Source organism: Allobosea sp. BH3 (assembly GCF_025499465.1).
Lineage (GTDB): Bacteria > Pseudomonadota > Alphaproteobacteria > Rhizobiales > Beijerinckiaceae > Allobosea.
In genome coordinates this window covers 18,542-34,067 of the sequence record NZ_JAIMCA010000007.1, presented here as the reverse complement: position 1 = coordinate 34,067, position 15,526 = coordinate 18,542, and the positions used below count along the sequence as shown (strand labels likewise).

Sequence of the window (15,526 nt, the reverse complement as noted above, 5' to 3'; positions counted from 1 at the left end):
TGGATGGTCGGGACAAGCCCGACCATGACGATGCAGGCCAGTTGCGGTCACGCCGCCAGCCCTTTCGCGAGCTCGCTGACCTGCTTCTCGAACAGCGCGCGATAAGCGCCGCTCTCGCGGGCCAGCAGGGCTTCGTGCGGCCCCTCCTCGACCACCCGACCGCGATCGAAGACCAGGATCCGGTCCATCGCCCGCACCGTCGAGAGACGATGCGCGATCACGATCGTGGTGCGGCCCTCCATCAGGCGTTCGATCGCCTGCTGGATCAGCGCCTCCGATTCCGAGTCGAGGCTGGACGTCGCCTCGTCGAGGATCAGGATCGGCGCATCGGCCAGGAAGGCGCGGGCCAGCGCGACACGCTGGCGCTCGCCGCCCGAGAGCTTGATGCCGCGCTCGCCGACGAGCGTGGCGTAGCCCTTCGGCAGCCGCATGATGAAGTCATGCGCATTGGCGAGCTTCGCTGCCTGCTCGACCTGCGCCTGGCTCGCCCCCGGCCGGCCATAGGCGATGTTCTCGGCCAGCGAGCGGTGGAACAGCACCGGCTCCTGCTGCACGATCGCGATCTGCTGGCGCAGGCTGTCCTGGGTGACATGGGCGATGTCCTGCCCATCGATCGCGATTCGGCCAGCCGTGACGTCGTAGAGCCGCTGCACCAGCTTGACGAAGGTCGTCTTGCCGGAGCCGGAGCGCCCGACGAGACCCACCTTCTCGCCGCCACGGATGGTGAGCGAGAAGTCGCGGTAGAGCGGATCGTGATGACCGCCGTAATGGAAGGTCACGTTCGCGAAGGCGATCTCGCCCACCGTCACGCCCATGGCGACCGCGCCCGTCCGATCCGGCACGCCATAGGGAAGATCGTGCATCCAGACGAGTTCCTCCATGTCGTTGACCGAGCGCTGCAGGTTATGGATGTGCTGGCCGACATCGCGCAGATAGCCATGCACCACCGCATAGGCCGTCAGCACGAAGGCGACATCGCCGGGCGAAGCCTGCCCGTTCGCCCAGAGCCAGATCACCAGACCGATCACCGCCGCGCGCAGCAGGAGCAGGATCAGGAGCTGGCTGGTGCCCGACCAGGTTCCGCGCAGCCAGGCGCGCCGCGTCCTGAGGCTCCACTTCGACACGACGGTCGCCAGCCGCAGGTCCTCGCGCGCCTCGGCGCCATAAGCCTTCACCACCGGGTTGCAGGTGACGGCATCCGCCAGAGCACCGCCGAGGCGGGTGTCCCAGGCGTTGCCCAGCCGCGCCGACGGCGCGACGAAGCGCAGCGAGAGCACGAGCGTCAGCGCGATATAGGCGAGCGCGCCAACGGCGACGACCAGCCCCATCACCGGCCAGTGCCAGGCTAGCAGCGCCGTCATCCCGAGCAGGATGACAAGCGAGGGCAGAAGCGCGATCAGGACCGTATCGCTCAACAGGTCGAGCGCCCACATGCCGCGCGTGATCTTGCGAACCGTCGAGCCGGCGAAGTTGTTGGCGTGCCAGTCGGTCGAAAACCGCTGCAGCCGCGCGAAAGCCTCCTGCGCCACATCGCTCATCGTGCGCAGCGTCATGTGTGTGAGGCCGATATAGGCGAAATGCCGCCCGAACACGGTGATCGTGGCGAGCACCATCATCGCACCGAGCGCCCACAGCGCCGCATCGATACCGCCGCCGCCACTCGCGACCGCATCGACCAAGCGGCCGGCATAGACCGGCGTGAACAGCTCGGCGAGCGTACCGGCGACGGTGACGCCCGAAATCCAGGCGACCTGCCCCCGCTGGCGTGCCCAGTGACTGAAAGTGAAGCCGAGAACGGCCCGGAACGGCTCCCGCCGCCCGGTTTGAGTATCGTGAGACATGGCGTCATTCGGCGCCGAGGCGGCGGCCGACTCCGGATCAGGCGGAGACGACGATGCGCGCCGGCTCCGGGGATAAAAGAACTTGGTTTGGAAAAGGCTCAGGAGACCGCCCGGAGGCGGGCCTCGTGCGAAACCGGCCTAGCGTGGAGGCGGTCGCATGGGAGTGACAGCGGTGGTGACGATTACCATTCAGCCCTCCCTTTCTTGAGTTGGAGCCAGACGACCAAAATGCCTGAAAGATAAGCAGAGCGCAAGCCGCGCTCCCGCCGCCCCCGCCCATTTCAGAACGGCAAAACTACCAGAACTGCGCGATCAGCCTGACGACGATCACCAGCGCGAAGGCGGCGATGACTGTGCCCAGCACCTGCTGGCGCTTCGCCCGGCTGGGGAGCTGATGGCGCAACAGCCGGCCGAGCGGCCGGCGGAAGACGAAGGCTGCGACCAGCAGCACGATGATGATCTGCGACAAGGCGGGGCCTCAAACCTTCCAAGACGGGTTGTGGCACGGCCCGGAATCCAGTCGCGCAGTTCATCCCGCAAGCGTCTTGCCGGCAGCCCGGCCCCGACGCAAGCTGCTTGCCTTGACCACAGGCGAAATGGCAGAGCGGAGCATGCTCGGATTCAGCAATCTCGACCTGATCGCCTTCGCCTTCTTCGCCTTCGCCTGGATCGGCTACCACTACGCCGTCGAGCTCGGGCCGCATGCGGCGCGGACGCTGAACATGCGGATGAACCTGCGCCGCGCCCGCTGGATCGGCGAGGCGATGGCGCGCGACAACCGCATCGTCGACACACAGGTGATGAACGGGCTGCAGAACGGCACGGCCTTCTTCGCCTCGACCTCGCTGATCGCCATCGGCGGCACGCTTGCCCTGCTGCAATCCACCGAGCGCGTCGTCGCGATCTTTTCCGACCTGCCCTTTGTGCCCCCGACGCAGCGCGCCGAATGGGAGATGAAGGTGATCGGCCTCGCCATCATCTTCGGCTACGCCTTCTTCAAATTCGCCTGGAGCTACCGGCTGTTCAACTACTGCGTGATCCTGCTCGGCGCCCTGCCCTCGGCGCGCAGCAAGGACGAGACGGCGGTCGCCCATGCCGTGCACGAGACGGTCGAGATGAACATCGCCGCCGGCCGGCACTTCAACCGCGGCCAGCGCGCCTTCTTCTTCGCATTGGCCTATCTCGGCTGGTTCCTCGGGCCGCTCAGCTTCCTCGCCTTCACCTTCTCGGTGCTGGTCGCGATGTATCGCCGCCAGTTCGCCTCGGACGCGGCGCGTGTCTTCAGCTATCCGAGCCGGCCATGAGCGAAGAATCCGAAAGCCAAAACCCCGAGGGCCGCCCGCCCGAGGCGATCGAGCAGGCGATCTTCGGCCTGCTGGCGGAGCGACCCGGCCGCACGATCTCGCCGATGGACGTCGCCCGCGCACTCGGCAGCGACCATCCTGACGATTGGGGGCCGCTGATGCAGCCCGTGCGCCGCGCCGCCGTGAAGCTGATGAAGGAAGGCCGGCTGCTCATCACCCGCAAGGGCCGCCCGGTCGACCCGGATGATTTCCGGGGTGTCTACAGGCTCTCGCTGCCCGGCAGCGCCTGAACTTACGGCCCCGGCAACAGCGCATCGGTATAGCCCGCCAGCCAGTAGGCCAGCAGCCCGACCCATTCCTTGAAGCCGTTGTCCGCGGTCTCCAGCGCCCGGTGCGCACGGCTGTAGGGCCGCGTGAAGTCGCTCGGCTTGCCCTTGGACCAGTAATCCACCGGGAAGGCCTCGACCGCGAAACCCGCCTGCCGGAACACGCCCATCGAGCGCGGCATATGCCAGGCCGAGGTCACCAGCAGCCAGCGCTCGCCGGGCTTGGGATCGACGAGCCGGCGGGTGAAGGTCGCGTTCTCGCGGGTGTTGCGGGACTTGTCCTCCATGACGAGCCGCGCGGGATCGAGCCCGACCGACTCGAACAGCAGCCTGGCGCCGTCGGCCTCCGTCGTCTCGACCTCTGCGACCAGATTGGCCGAGCCACCGGTGAAGACCACTTTCGCCTGCGGGTGCAGCCGCGCCAGCTCGACCGCCTTGGTCATGCGCACCGCCGAGGAGTTGAGCACGACATCGCCGCGGCTCATCCCGATCGCGCCGCCGAGCACGACGATGCCGGCGACCGGCCCCTTGCTCGCATCCTGCTGCGGGAAGCGATCCTCCAGTGGCCGGATCACGGCCCGCGGCAGCGGGCTGAAGGCCATCAGGGCAAGCGATGCGACGGCGACGAGCCCGATCCAGCGCGCCGCGCGGGCAAAGCGCGTGAAGGCCAGCAGCGCCGCGATGACGGCCGCGACGATGGCGAGGTTGACCGGCGAAAGCACCAGCCAGACGAGCTTGGACAGGACGAAGAACATCGTTGGCTCGCGTTCGAAGGGCGGGCTGCAGCAGGGATGCTTGATTCAGCGGATGATCTGCGGCGGGGATTGCGGGCGGCGGCGTTCCGGTTGCGGCAGCGCCCTGGTGACTTCGATCGCCCGGCCAGCGACCTCCCGCAGCTCGCAGCCGGCTTGGCGTCCTGCCTGCAGGCCTTCGCGCTGCACCGAGCCATAGAACGCGCATTTCTGAGCGACGTAGCTTTCCCAGGCGAGTTGCACGGCGGCGAGGCGGCTGCGCTGGCTGGTATCGAGCGTTCGTCCGGCCACCTGCAAGGCGAGCGTCAGCCGCTCGCGCCAGGCAGCTTCCTCACGACGCGCGCAACCGGCCTCGGCCCCGCGTGGATCGCTGCTGGCTGCGCGCACGCAGGCAACCGCCACGGTGCCGACGCAGGCCGAGGGCGACGCTTCGCTGCTGCTCAGGCAACTCGACAATGCCGATAGATCGCTGCGCAGAGTTGGCGAACTCTGCGCAGCGGCAGAGGTCGCCGCAGCAAGCGAAAACAGAAGCAGAGCCGCAGAAAGAGCGTTCATCCGGGCATCATGACAGGGCCGCGGTCCGGATCAAGCGCCGCGGTGGAAACTCACGCGATCGGCAACGGCAGCGCCGCCTGGGCCGCCGGCCGCGCGAAGAGCGACTCGTACCAGCGCTGCACGGCCGGGCGCTCCGTCCGCACGACCGGCATGTTGAACCAGCGGTGCGCGCCGCAGCCCACAGTGATGTCCGCGACGCCGAAACGCTCGCCCGACAGGAACGGCTTGCCCGCGAGTTGCGCCTCGAGGATCGCCATCAGCTTCTCGGCCTGCTTCATCCCGTTTTCGATGACGCTCGGCTCGGTATAGCCCGGCACCTTGCGCACCACGCCCCAGAGCACGGGCGCCAGCGCAGGCTGCAGCTCGGACAGCATCCAGTCCATCCAGCGCTCGGCCTCGGCTCGTCGGGCCACATCCGACTCCCAGATGGACGCCGCACCATGGCGCTCCGCGAGGTAGCGCACGATCGTGTTCGACTCCCAGAGGGTGAAGGAACCGTCCTGCAGCACCGGAATCTGGCCGTTCGGATTCATCGCGAGGTATTCCGGCGTATCGAGCCCGCCGAAGGGCCCGCCGACCTCGATGCGCTCGAAGGCCTGCCCGACCTCGCCCGCCGCCCAGACGACCTTCTGGACGTTGATGGAGCTCAGCCGCCCCCAGATCTTCAGCATGACGAGCCCCCTGCCCTGAAGTCTCAGGCGAATTCCATGATGACGGCGTCGACGGCGAGCGAATCGCCCTCCTTCGCCAGGATCTTCGAGATGGTGACGTCCTTCTCGGCGCGCAGGACGTTTTCCATCTTCATCGCCTCGACCATGGCGAGCGGCTCGCCGGCCTTCACCTCCTGCCCGACGGCCACGGCGATCGACTTGACCAGCCCCGGCATCGGGCAGAGCAGGAACTTGCCGGTATCGGCCGCGACCTTCTCCGGCATCAGCGCCGCGAGTTCCGCCTCGCGCTGCGTGTAGACATGGGCGTTGGCATAGGCGCCGGCATGGCCGAGCGCGACGCCGTTCAGGATCGACCTGACCTGCGCCGCGACCTGGACGCCGTCCAGCGTGCCCCGCCAGACAGGCTCGCCCGGCGTCCAGTCGCTGACGACGCTGACGGATCGGTCCGGGAAGGCGATGACCACCGCCCCACCCTGCTCCGAGACTTCGCCCTCGAACCGCTCGGCCCCGAGCTGGACGACGCGCAGCCGGTCGAAGGAGACCTTGCGCCAGCCCTCCATCTGAGCCGAGACGTTGCGCTTGCGCTGGTTCATGCGGTGGTCGCAGGCGATGGCGATCGCCGCCATCCGGAACGCGGTCTCATCCTGCGGCGCCGGCAGCGAGAAGCCCTCCGGGAACTCCTCCGCGATGAAGCCGGTCGAGAGATTGCCGGCGATCCAGCGCGGATGCTGCATCACCGCCGCGACGAAGGGGATGTTGTGGCGGATGCCGTCGATGGCGAAGGCATCGAGCGCGCGCGCCTGCGCCTCGATCGCCGCCTCGCGCGTCGCGGCATGGGTCACCAGCTTGGCGATCATCGGATCGTAGTAGATCGAGATCTCGCCGCCCTCGTAGACGCCGGTATCGTTGCGCACGGTGGCGTCGCCATCCGGCCCCTCGCTGGGAGCGCGATAGGTCACGAGTCGGCCCGTCGAGGGCAGGAAGTTGCGGGTCGGATCCTCGGCATAGACTCTGGATTCGACCGCCCAGCCGTCGAGCTTCACATCGGCCTGCGAAATCGTGAGCTTTTCGCCATAAGCGACGCGGATCATCTGTTCGACAAGGTCGATGCCCGTGACCATTTCCGTCACCGGATGCTCGACCTGGAGCCGCGTGTTCATCTCGAGGAAGTAGAATGACTTGTCCTGCCCGGCCACGAACTCGACCGTGCCGGCCGAGTCGTAGTTCACCGCCTTGGCCAGAGCGACAGCCTGCTCGCCCATCTTGCGGCGCGTCGCCTCGTCGAGCAGCGGCGACGGCGCCTCCTCGACGACCTTCTGGTTTCGGCGCTGGATCGAGCATTCTCGCTCGCCGAGATAGATGACGTTGCCGTGCTTGTCTCCCAGCACCTGGATCTCGATATGGCGCGGATCGACGATGAACTTCTCGACGAAGACGCGGTCGTCGCCGAAGGAAGAAGCGGCCTCCGACTTCGCCCGCGCAAATCCCTCCGCCACCTCGGCGGAAGAATGGGCGATGCGCATGCCCTTGCCGCCGCCGCCCGCCGAAGCCTTGATCATGACGGGATAGCCGATATCGTCGGCGATCTTCACGGCATGGTCGGGGCTTTCGATGATGCCGAGATGGCCCGGCACGGTCGACACCTTGGCCGCCGCCGCCGCCTTCTTGGACTCGATCTTGTCGCCCATCGCGGCGATGGCACCGGGATTGGGGCCGATGAAGACGATGCCGTTATCCTTCAGCGCCTGGGCGAAGGCCTCGCGCTCGGAGAGGAAGCCGTAGCCCGGATGCACGGCCTCGGCGCCGGTCTGCTTGCAGGCGGCGACGATCTTGTCGATTTGCAGATAGGATTGGGCGGCCGGCGCCTCGCCGATATGGACAGCCTCGTCGGCCATCTCGACATGCAGAGCGTCGCGATCGGCATCCGAATAGACGGCCACCGTCTTGATGCCCATGCGCCGCGCCGTCTTGATGACGCGGCAGGCGATCTCGCCGCGGTTCGCGATCAGGATCTTCGAGAACATGCGCGGCCACTCCCGGCTTCAGTCGCAACTGGAATAGCCGGGGTGTATGGGACGCCGCAACCGCCGTCCACCGATGCGAAAGTCGGCTAGGCGCAAGACCGTTGTGCGCAACCTCGTCAGGCTCGGGCTTGACCCGAGCATCTCGGGCCGAAGAAGGCTGCCATGCTGGTCCTGTAAGAGGTTCTCGGGTTAAGCCGAGAACGACGGTCGGAGCGGATCAGCTCGCGAGCAGGAAGCGCTGGGCGCGCCCCGGCGTCGAGCCCGACAGGCCCTTGGCGGAACCCTTGGCAAAGGCGAAGGCGAGCAGCGCCTCGTCGCAATGCTCGGCCTCGCGGACGATCTCGGAGGCGATGCGCTGAGCGATCTCGGTCGGCCCCTCGCCCACGGAGAGCGTCGTCACCAGCCAATGCGCCTTCTCTCGGTCGATCACGCCGGTCGGGCGGTTCTCCCAGACGGCGAAGTTGACCACGATCGCCACGAGGTAATCCGCATAAGCCTTCGAGCTTTGCGGCACCGCCCGGTCAAGAGCGATCAGAACATCGACGATATCGCGGGTCATCACGATATCAGCCAGGATGTCGCGCTGAAGCATCTTGACGTCTTCCTCATCGATCACGCGACGGTCCATCACGCGGTCGACGAATTCACGAAGCTCATGATCCATCATCTTTGAACTCCTGCCCGGCTTTGTTTTGCGCCGGCCTGTCCCTGTTGTGGGAGCACCATGAGCCGCGGCCTGACAGCAGGTGGTTAACGCGGAAATCTGAACGGATATTCAGGTTAAACATAACTGATCCGACGTGGTTGCGAGGATGTTACTGCGGATCGCGGGATCGGCCGTATCGCAACCCGTCATTGCGAGCGCAGCGAAGCAATCCGGGGGGCTGGATGGAGAGGGGCAGCCGAACCTCCCAAGATTGCTTCGTTGTTGACGCTCCTCGCAATGCCGACCGGCTCGGCACAGGAAACGGGTGGAAGGCAGTGCCCGCGCAGCGCTTGATCGCGGCATCCAAATCCCGATCCGAGGCCCGCATGACCGCGCCCCACGACACCAAACTACCTGCCGCTTTTCAGCGCCTGAACTGGTCGAACTTGGCCGCCCAATTTTCCGAGCAGATCGCGCTGGCGGCGGCGCCCTTGGCCGCCGTTCTGCTGCTTGCGGCCGGTCCGGCCGAGACGGGCTGGCTCCAGACGGCGCAGACGCTGCCCTTCCTCCTGCTTTCGATTCCGGCGGGGCTCGCCGTCGACAGAGCCTCGCGACGCGGGCTGATGGTCGGCTCCGAGGCGTTGCGCGCGCTCGCCCTGCTGGCGATCATGCTGATGATCGGGTTCGGGCAACTCAGCCTCGTCGGACTGGCGATCCTCGGCTTCCTCGGCGCCATCGGCACGGTAGTCTACAGCGTCGCCGCGCCGGCGCTGGTCCCCGCGCTCGTACCGCGCGCCCAGCTCGGCGCGGCGAACCGCTGGCTGGAGCTCGCCCGCAGCGCGGCTTATGCCGGAGGCCCGGCACTCGGCGGCGCGCTCGTCGGCTGGACTGGCGCACCGGGCGCCTATGCGCTGGCGACAGCGCTCTCGATCCTCGCCGTGCTCCTGCTGGCCGGACTGCCCAAGGAAGAGACGCAGGCGCGGCCTCGACGCGACCTGCTGCACGATCTCAAGGAGGGAGCGGCCTTCATCGGCGGCCACGCGCTGCTGCGGCCGATCCTCGTCACCGCCGTGTTCTTCAACACGTCATGGTTCGTGCTGCAGGCTATCTATGTCGCCTATGCCGTGCAGAATCTTGGCCTGACGCCCGGCAATGTCGGCGTCACGCTCGGCATCTACGGCGCCGGCATGATCGCCGGCGCCTGGGTCGCGCCCGCACTGGCGCGAAGGCTGCCATTCGGCACGATGATCGTCATCGGGCCGCTCACCGGCTTTGCCGCCGCGACCGTGATGCTGCTGACGTTGTGGTTCCCCACCGTCCTGCTCGCCGGTTTGAGCTTCTTCCTGTTCGGAGCAGGCCCGATACTCTGGTCGATCACGACCATGACGCTGCGCCAGGCGGTGACGCCGAACGCCATGCTCGGCCGCGTCTCGGCCCTGATCATGACCGCGACCTTCGGCTCCCGTCCGATCGGAGCTGCCATCGGCGCCCTTGTCGCTGCCCGCTATGGCGCGCCGGCCTGCCTCGCTGTGGCGACCGCCGGCTTCCTGCTCCAGCTCCTGGTGATCACGGCTTCCAGCGTGCCACGCCTGCGCGAACTCCCCGAGGCAGCGTGAAGCCCCGGCCGCCCAAGCGTTCGGCGCCCGCCGGAAACTGCCAGAGCGGTCAGGCCACCGCCGGCTGCCGGAGCCCCAGCACGCCCGGCAGCTCGCCGAATTCACCGAGCACATGGCGCGCGCCGAGCGAGACCAGGCTCGCCACCGGCTGGAAGCCCCAGGACACCGCCACCGGCGTCACGCCAGCGGCAACCGCCATCTCGATGTCGAAGGAGCTGTCGCCCACCATCGCCGTCCGCTCGGGAGCGGCGCCGGTTTCGGCCATCGCCCGCAGGATCATGCCGGGATGCGGCTTGGAGGGCGCGTCGTCGGCCGATTGCACCGTGTCGAACAGCCCCTGCCAGCCATGCTGCTCGACGACGAAGTCCAAGCCCTTGCGTGACTTGCCCGTGGCGATGCCCAGCTTCAGCCCGCTATGAAGCTTCAGCGCCGCGAGCGTCTCGGCGACGCCCGGAAAGAGCGGCTCTTCAAGCGACGGGTCCGCCTGCAGGCGCATGGCGTTGAACACATCGCGATAGGTCTGCGTCAGCATATCGTCGGGCTCCTCGAGCCCGGCGAGCCGCGCCATGGCGATGTCGAGCGTCAGCCCGACGATGCCGAGCCCGGCCTCGCGGCCCGGATGCACCCGGCCGCAACGCGTGAACGTCTCGACCTGCGCGGCGAGAAGGATCGCCTCAGAATTGATCAGCGTGCCGTCGAGATCGAAGATGATGAGGTCCATGGCGGCGCTTTAGCGCGGATCCTGGGAATGATCCATTGCTTGCGCGTCATGCCGTCATTCCACCCAGCCAACCGGCAGAGCTGGCCGCTCAGCCCTTGGCCTCGCGCGCACAGCTCTCCACCGCCTTGCGCAGGTCGGCGCCGTCCAGCCCCTTGCCCCGCGCCTCCTTGCGGCATTCCGCGCGCTGCGCAAGATCGGGCCGCCTGGCGTTGAAGCAGGCGGTCAGCGCCGCGACACGCTGCGAACCCTCGAGCTTGCGCCCGTCGACTTCGTCCTTGCAGGCCGCGCGTGCTGCGACTGCGGTGGGCTTGCCATCGCGTGTGACGCCGTCCTGCGCATAGAGCCTGACACCCGGGAACTTTGCCTGCAGGCAAAGTCGCATCGCGGCTCGCAGATCGTCGCCCGAGAGCGCGACGTTCTCAGAGAGGCAATCCTGCCGGGCTTTGGCCCTCTCGGCCCGTGGCACGGGCTCGTCCGAGGCGGATGAAGCCACGGTCGAAGCGTTGACGGCAGACGGCGCGGCCGTCTGAGCCTGCGCCGCTGTACAACTGAGAACAAAGGCGGAAACGATGAAAATCGAACGCATGGTCGGCCCCCTTCCGTAAGAGAACATAGTTAGAACATAAGCAAATATGTTCCGCAACTGTTCTCTTCCGTTCGGTCAGGGGCGGACCGCCCCTTCACTCGTCCGGCGCGTCGACGATGGGGTCGTAGTGCTGGTCTTCGAAGCCCAACAGGTTCCAGCTCTGGCGCATATGCGGCGGCAGCGGCGCGCTCACATCGATCGTGCCCTTGCCGCGCGGGTGCGGAATGACGATCCGCCGCGCCAGCAGATGCAGCTTATTCTGGATGCCGCCGGGCAGCTCCCAGTTCTCGATGTCGAAATATTTCGGGTCCCCGATGATCGGATGGCCGATATGGGCGGCGTGGGCGCGCAGCTGGTGCGTGCGCCCGGTCACGGGCTTCAGCGAGAGCCAGGCGAGCTTCTGCGCAGCGGTCTCGACCACGGCGTAGTAGGTGACGGCGTGCATTGCCCCCTCGTCGCCATGTTCGGCCACCGCCATGCGCTGGTCGCCGTCATAGGCCTCCTCGCGCGCCAGATAAGTCGAGATCCGGCCCTGCTTCACCCGCGGCACATGGAACACCAGCGCCCAATAGACCTTGCGGGCCGAGCGCGAACGGAAGGTCTTGGCCAGCGTCGCTGCTGCGAAGCGCGACTTGGCGATGACGAGGCAACCGGCCGTGTCCTTGTCGAGCCGGTGGACAAGGCGCGGCTTCTGTCCGTCCTTGCCGGTCAGCGCCTCCAGCATCTTGTCGACATGCCGGGTGGTGCCGGAGCCGCCTTGCACGGCAAGCCCCGCCGGCTTGTTGAGGACCATGACATCGTCGTCCTCATAGAGCGTGATCGAGCGCAGGAAACCGATGGTATCGGCATCGGCCTTGGCCGAGCGCGGGCGCTCCGACTGCTGTTCGAGCTTCAGCGGCGGGATGCGGACGGTCTGTCCGGCTTCGAGCCGGTCCTTGCTGTCGGCGCGCTTGCCGTCGACGCGCAACTCGCCCTTCCGGACGATGCGCTGGATATGGCTGAAGGAAAGCTGCGGAAAGCGCGCCTCGAGGAAGCGGTCGATCCGCATCTCGTTCTCGTCCGGCGTCACCACGAGCTGCTGCACGCCGGTCGCGAGCACCTGCGCCGTCTCGGCCTTGATTTCGGCGCGGGTCGGAGCCGCGGGAGCGGCGCCGGCCGTTCGCGCTGCGGGCTTGCGCGTCGCAGGCCTGCGCGGAGCCTCGGCGGCCTCGGGCCGCGAGCGCATGACCGCCTTCTCCTGGCGGCGCTGGTCGTGGCTAGGGCGCTTGGCTCTGGGCGCGCCGGGGCCGCGCGCCTCGTCGAAGCCGCCGCCGCCTGGAGCCTTGTTACGCGCCGCGCCGGCCTTGAAGCCGGGGCGCCCGCCGGCGGATCGGCCGGCCGGAGCCTTCCCGCCCTTCCCGCCGGGGCCTTTCCCGCCAGTGCCCTTGCCGCCCATTCCCTTGCCCGGCGCCTTCACGACAGCGCCCTCACCAAAGCAAGGCCGGCAACCAGCGCGGCCAGCGAGAGCAGCACGGAACCGACGACGTAAGTCGCCGCTGCCGCCGTCTCTCCGCGCTGCCAGAGCAGCACCGCATCGAGCGAGAAGGCCGAGAAGGTGGTGAAGCCGCCGAGGATGCCGGTGGCGAGGAAGAGTCGCAGCCCGTGCGGCGTCCCCTCCCCGGCGCGGAAGGCGAACCAGCCGGCGACCAGCCCCATCAGGCCGGAGCCCAGGATGTTGATCGCGAGCGTACCATAGGGAAAGCTGGCAAGCGGCCAGCGCAGCGCCGCGAGATTGACGCCGTGCCGAAGCACGCCGCCGATGCCGGCGCCCAGAAAAACGAGTGCGGTGGATGTCATGCGCCAGCAATAGCCAGCGCAAGGACCGCGCACAAACGAATTATGGCGGCCGTTCCAACTCGTCATGCGCGCCCTTGCGGCGAGCATCCACGTCTTGAACACTGCGATTCACGAAGGAAGACGTGGATGGTCGGGACAAGCCCGACCATGACCCCTGGTTCCGACCTGTCAGCCCTTCTTGAGATTGCTGAAGACCGGCACGCCGGCCAGCATGCCCGTCAGCCCCTTGCGATAGGCCACCGGCTGGAAGTACTGCCCCGCCGGCACATAGGGCACGTCCTGCATCGCCTGCACCTGGATCTGCTCCGCGATCGCCTTCTGGCCGGCGAGATCGGCGGTCGTGAGCCATTTCGCCCGCAGCGCCTCGATCTCGGGGCTGGTCGGCCAGCCGGGACCGGCCCGCTCGCCATTGCCGCGCAGGGGCGAGCTCGTAGCGGGCGAGCCGAGGTCCATGCCGGACCAATAGGTGACGTAGCAGCTCCAGCCGCCCGCCTCGACCGGCTGGCGGCTGGTGATGCGCTGGAGCACCGTGCCCCAGTCCGCCGCGACGAAGTCGAGATTGGCGCCGAGCTTGCGCAGCATGTCGGCAGCGACTTCCGCAACCTGCGAGATGCGCGGCACGTCCTGCCCCGAGAGGAAGACGATCTTCTCGCCCTTGTAGCCGGCCGCCACGAGCTCCCGTTTCAGCGCATCATAGTCCTTCGGCGCCTTGAGCGGTGCGATGCCTGCTTCCGATGCCATGGCCGAGCCTGTCGGAAAGAAGCCCATGGCTGTGCGCCTGACCTCGGGATCACCGCCGCAGACCGCATCCATGCAGGCCTGCTGATCGAGCGCCTTCAGGATGACGCGGCGGATCGCGGGGTTGTTGAAGGGCGCCTGCAGATGGTTGAGACGAAGCTGACCCGCCATGCCGGTCGGGTCCTTGACCTCGACGACAATGTTCGGGTCCTTGCGCAGCACCGGCAACAGATCGATCAGCGGCTGCTCGACCCAGTCGACGGCCCCGGTCTGCAGCGCGCTGATCGCGGTCGCCGGGTCCGGCATGACCTGGAACTCGACCCGGTCGAGATAGGGCGTGCGCGGCCCGGCGGTGAAGCTCGGCGTGCCGGAGCGCGGCACATAGCCTTCATGGCGCGCATAGACGTGGCGGGCGCCGGGAACGCGCTCCTCCTTCACATACCGGAACGGGCCGGAGCCGATCGCCTCGGGAATCTGCTTGAACGGATCGGTCGCCGCCAGCCGCTCCGGCATGATCGCCGCGACGAGCGCGCTCGGCCGCGCCAGCGCCATCGGCAGGTTCGGGAACGGCGCCTTCAGACGGAAGACGATGGTGCGATCGTCGGGCGCCGAAAGCTCTTCGGTCGCCGCCATCAACGACTGGCCGAAGGCATCGCGGGCGCCCCAGCGCTTGATCGAGGCAACGGCGTCGCGCGCCAGGACCTTGCTGCCATCATGGAAGACGAGGCCGGGCCTGAGCGTCAGCGTCCAGCGCTTGCCGTCATCCTCGACGACATGGCCCTCGACCATCTGCGGCTGGGGCTGGAGGGTCTCGTCGAGCCCATAGAGCGTATCCCAGACCAGCAGGGCATGAGTGCGGGTCGAATAGCCGGTGGTCCAGATCGGGTCGATGATCGCGACGTCCGAATAGGGCACGAAGCGCAGCACCTTCGCATCCTGCGCGCGGGCGATGTGCGGCACCGGCAGCAGGGCGGCCGCGGTGGAGGCTTTCAGAAACTGGCGTCTGTCCATGTCATTCCCCTGTGCTTGTCGCTGTGAAATGTTTCGGGCCGGCGGCCTCATCCGGTCGGCATGGCGGCGAAGGCGCTGCGGTCGGCGCGCGTGGCGAGCACCGCTCCGGCCTTGCCGCTGCTGAGAAAAGCGGCGAGATGCGGCGCCGTGCGCATGACGTGGTCGCGCATCGCCTGCTCGGCCGCGGCCGCGTCGCCGGTCTTCAGCGCCTCGACGACGACGTGCTGGGCGCGGGTCGCGGTTTCCGGCTGGTCGACATGGTGCAGCCAGATCCGCATATAGGGCTCGACCGCGATATGGAGCGCCGAGATTTGGCGCAGCAGCTTCGGCCGGCCGCTCAAGCGGCAGATATATTCGTGGAAGGCCTGGTGCAGGCTGAGCCAGTCGCGCCCGCCCGCCTGCCCGCTGCGCTCCATCCGGCCGAGGAAATCCTCCAGCTCCGCGATGACGCCGGCATCGACATTCGGCATGGCGAGCCGCACCGCCAGCCCCTCCAGCACCGAGCGCATCTCGAAGACCTCGAAGATCTCCTCGATGGTCAGCCCCGAGACGACGCAGCCGCGATTGGGGCGCAGCATCACCAGCCCCTCATTGGCGAGGCGCTGGAAGGCCTCGCGCACGGGCATGCGGCTCATCGCCAGTTCGCGGGCGATCGTCTCCGGAATCAGCCTCTCGCCGGGCGGGTAGCGGCCGGTGCGGATGGCGCCGAGGATGGCGCGATAGGCCTCCTCCTGCGCCGTGGCCGGCGAAACCGTCGTCCGTCCGAAGCCCATGAACCTCTCCGGTATCGCAGCCCCCGGCGTGGCGTAGGCCCGGCTGCATCACTGTATCCAATGATCCAGTCGGAGCCGAAGAGGCTCAATCGACGCCCTGCCTCGAAAGCAGCGGCAGGACGCATG

16 protein-coding genes are annotated in these 15,526 nt (G+C 67.6%); 3 read left to right on the top strand and 13 right to left on the bottom strand.

The window, feature by feature from the left end; all coding sequences use genetic code 11:
• Positions 1-47: 47 nt before the first annotated feature.
• Positions 48-1,841, bottom strand: a complete 1,794-nt coding sequence (locus tag BoBH3_RS22595) for an ABC transporter ATP-binding protein (protein ID WP_262333120.1) — start codon at positions 1,839-1,841, stop codon at positions 48-50.
• A 295-nt stretch (positions 1,842-2,136) separates the two neighbouring features.
• Complete coding sequence (locus tag BoBH3_RS22590) at positions 2,137-2,310, bottom strand: hypothetical protein (protein WP_262333119.1); 174 nt, start codon at positions 2,308-2,310, stop codon at positions 2,137-2,139.
• 142 nt (positions 2,311-2,452) lie between these two features.
• On the opposite strand from BoBH3_RS22590, the gene BoBH3_RS22585 reads away from it, so the two are divergent.
• Positions 2,453-3,145 (top strand): DUF599 domain-containing protein, encoded by a 693-nt coding sequence (locus BoBH3_RS22585; RefSeq protein ID WP_262333118.1) that lies wholly within the window; start codon positions 2,453-2,455, stop codon positions 3,143-3,145.
• Positions 3,142-3,435, top strand: a complete 294-nt coding sequence (locus BoBH3_RS22580) for a DUF3253 domain-containing protein (protein WP_262333117.1) — start codon at positions 3,142-3,144, stop codon at positions 3,433-3,435. The genes BoBH3_RS22585 and BoBH3_RS22580 overlap by 4 nt, the downstream gene beginning before the upstream one ends.
• 2 nt (positions 3,436-3,437) lie before the next feature.
• Here BoBH3_RS22580 and BoBH3_RS22575 read toward each other — a convergent pair whose 3' ends face one another.
• From BoBH3_RS22575 to BoBH3_RS22555, 5 genes are all read right to left on the bottom strand, one after another.
• Positions 3,438-4,226, bottom strand: a complete 789-nt coding sequence (locus BoBH3_RS22575) for a YdcF family protein (RefSeq protein ID WP_262333116.1) — start codon at positions 4,224-4,226, stop codon at positions 3,438-3,440.
• Positions 4,227-4,271: 45 nt separating this feature from the next.
• Positions 4,272-4,610, bottom strand: coding sequence for a lysozyme inhibitor LprI family protein (locus tag BoBH3_RS22570; protein ID WP_262333115.1), 339 nt, complete (start codon positions 4,608-4,610; stop codon positions 4,272-4,274).
• A 218-nt stretch (positions 4,611-4,828) separates the two neighbouring features.
• On the bottom strand, positions 4,829-5,449 hold the full coding sequence (locus BoBH3_RS22565; protein WP_262333114.1) for a glutathione S-transferase family protein: 621 nt from the start codon (positions 5,447-5,449) through the stop codon (positions 4,829-4,831).
• Between the two features lie 23 nt (positions 5,450-5,472).
• Entirely contained in the window at positions 5,473-7,473 is a 2,001-nt protein-coding gene (locus BoBH3_RS22560) for an acetyl-CoA carboxylase biotin carboxylase subunit (protein WP_262333113.1), read from the bottom strand.
• 217 nt (positions 7,474-7,690) lie between these two features.
• The gene (locus BoBH3_RS22555; protein ID WP_262333112.1) at positions 7,691-8,140 is read right to left on the bottom strand and encodes a hypothetical protein; all 450 of its coding nucleotides are present in this window, start codon (positions 8,138-8,140) and stop codon (positions 7,691-7,693) included.
• 365 nt (positions 8,141-8,505) lie between these two features.
• Between BoBH3_RS22555 and BoBH3_RS22550 the strand changes: the two genes are divergently transcribed.
• The gene (locus BoBH3_RS22550) at positions 8,506-9,735 is read left to right on the top strand and encodes an MFS transporter (RefSeq protein WP_262333111.1); all 1,230 of its coding nucleotides are present in this window, start codon (positions 8,506-8,508) and stop codon (positions 9,733-9,735) included.
• A 49-nt stretch (positions 9,736-9,784) separates the two neighbouring features.
• On the opposite strand, the gene BoBH3_RS22545 is transcribed toward BoBH3_RS22550, so the two are convergent.
• The 6 genes from BoBH3_RS22545 to BoBH3_RS22520 form a co-directional block, all read right to left on the bottom strand.
• Positions 9,785-10,456 (bottom strand): HAD-IA family hydrolase, encoded by a 672-nt coding sequence (locus BoBH3_RS22545; RefSeq protein ID WP_262333110.1) that lies wholly within the window; start codon positions 10,454-10,456, stop codon positions 9,785-9,787.
• A gap of 88 nt (positions 10,457-10,544) precedes the next feature.
• Positions 10,545-10,949, bottom strand: a complete 405-nt coding sequence (locus BoBH3_RS22540) for a hypothetical protein (RefSeq protein WP_262333109.1) — start codon at positions 10,947-10,949, stop codon at positions 10,545-10,547.
• Positions 10,950-11,136: 187 nt separating this feature from the next.
• The gene (locus BoBH3_RS22535; protein ID WP_410050644.1) at positions 11,137-12,477 is read right to left on the bottom strand and encodes an RluA family pseudouridine synthase; all 1,341 of its coding nucleotides are present in this window, start codon (positions 12,475-12,477) and stop codon (positions 11,137-11,139) included.
• A gap of 17 nt (positions 12,478-12,494) precedes the next feature.
• The gene (crcB, locus tag BoBH3_RS22530) at positions 12,495-12,878 is read right to left on the bottom strand and encodes a fluoride efflux transporter CrcB (RefSeq protein WP_262333107.1); all 384 of its coding nucleotides are present in this window, start codon (positions 12,876-12,878) and stop codon (positions 12,495-12,497) included.
• Positions 12,879-13,046: 168 nt separating this feature from the next.
• Positions 13,047-14,627, bottom strand: coding sequence for an ABC transporter substrate-binding protein (locus BoBH3_RS22525; protein ID WP_262333106.1), 1,581 nt, complete (start codon positions 14,625-14,627; stop codon positions 13,047-13,049).
• Positions 14,628-14,674: 47 nt separating this feature from the next.
• A complete protein-coding gene (locus BoBH3_RS22520) occupies positions 14,675-15,400 on the bottom strand; it encodes a GntR family transcriptional regulator (RefSeq protein ID WP_262333105.1) in 726 nt (241 codons plus the stop codon).
• Positions 15,401-15,526: the final 126 nt, after the last annotated feature.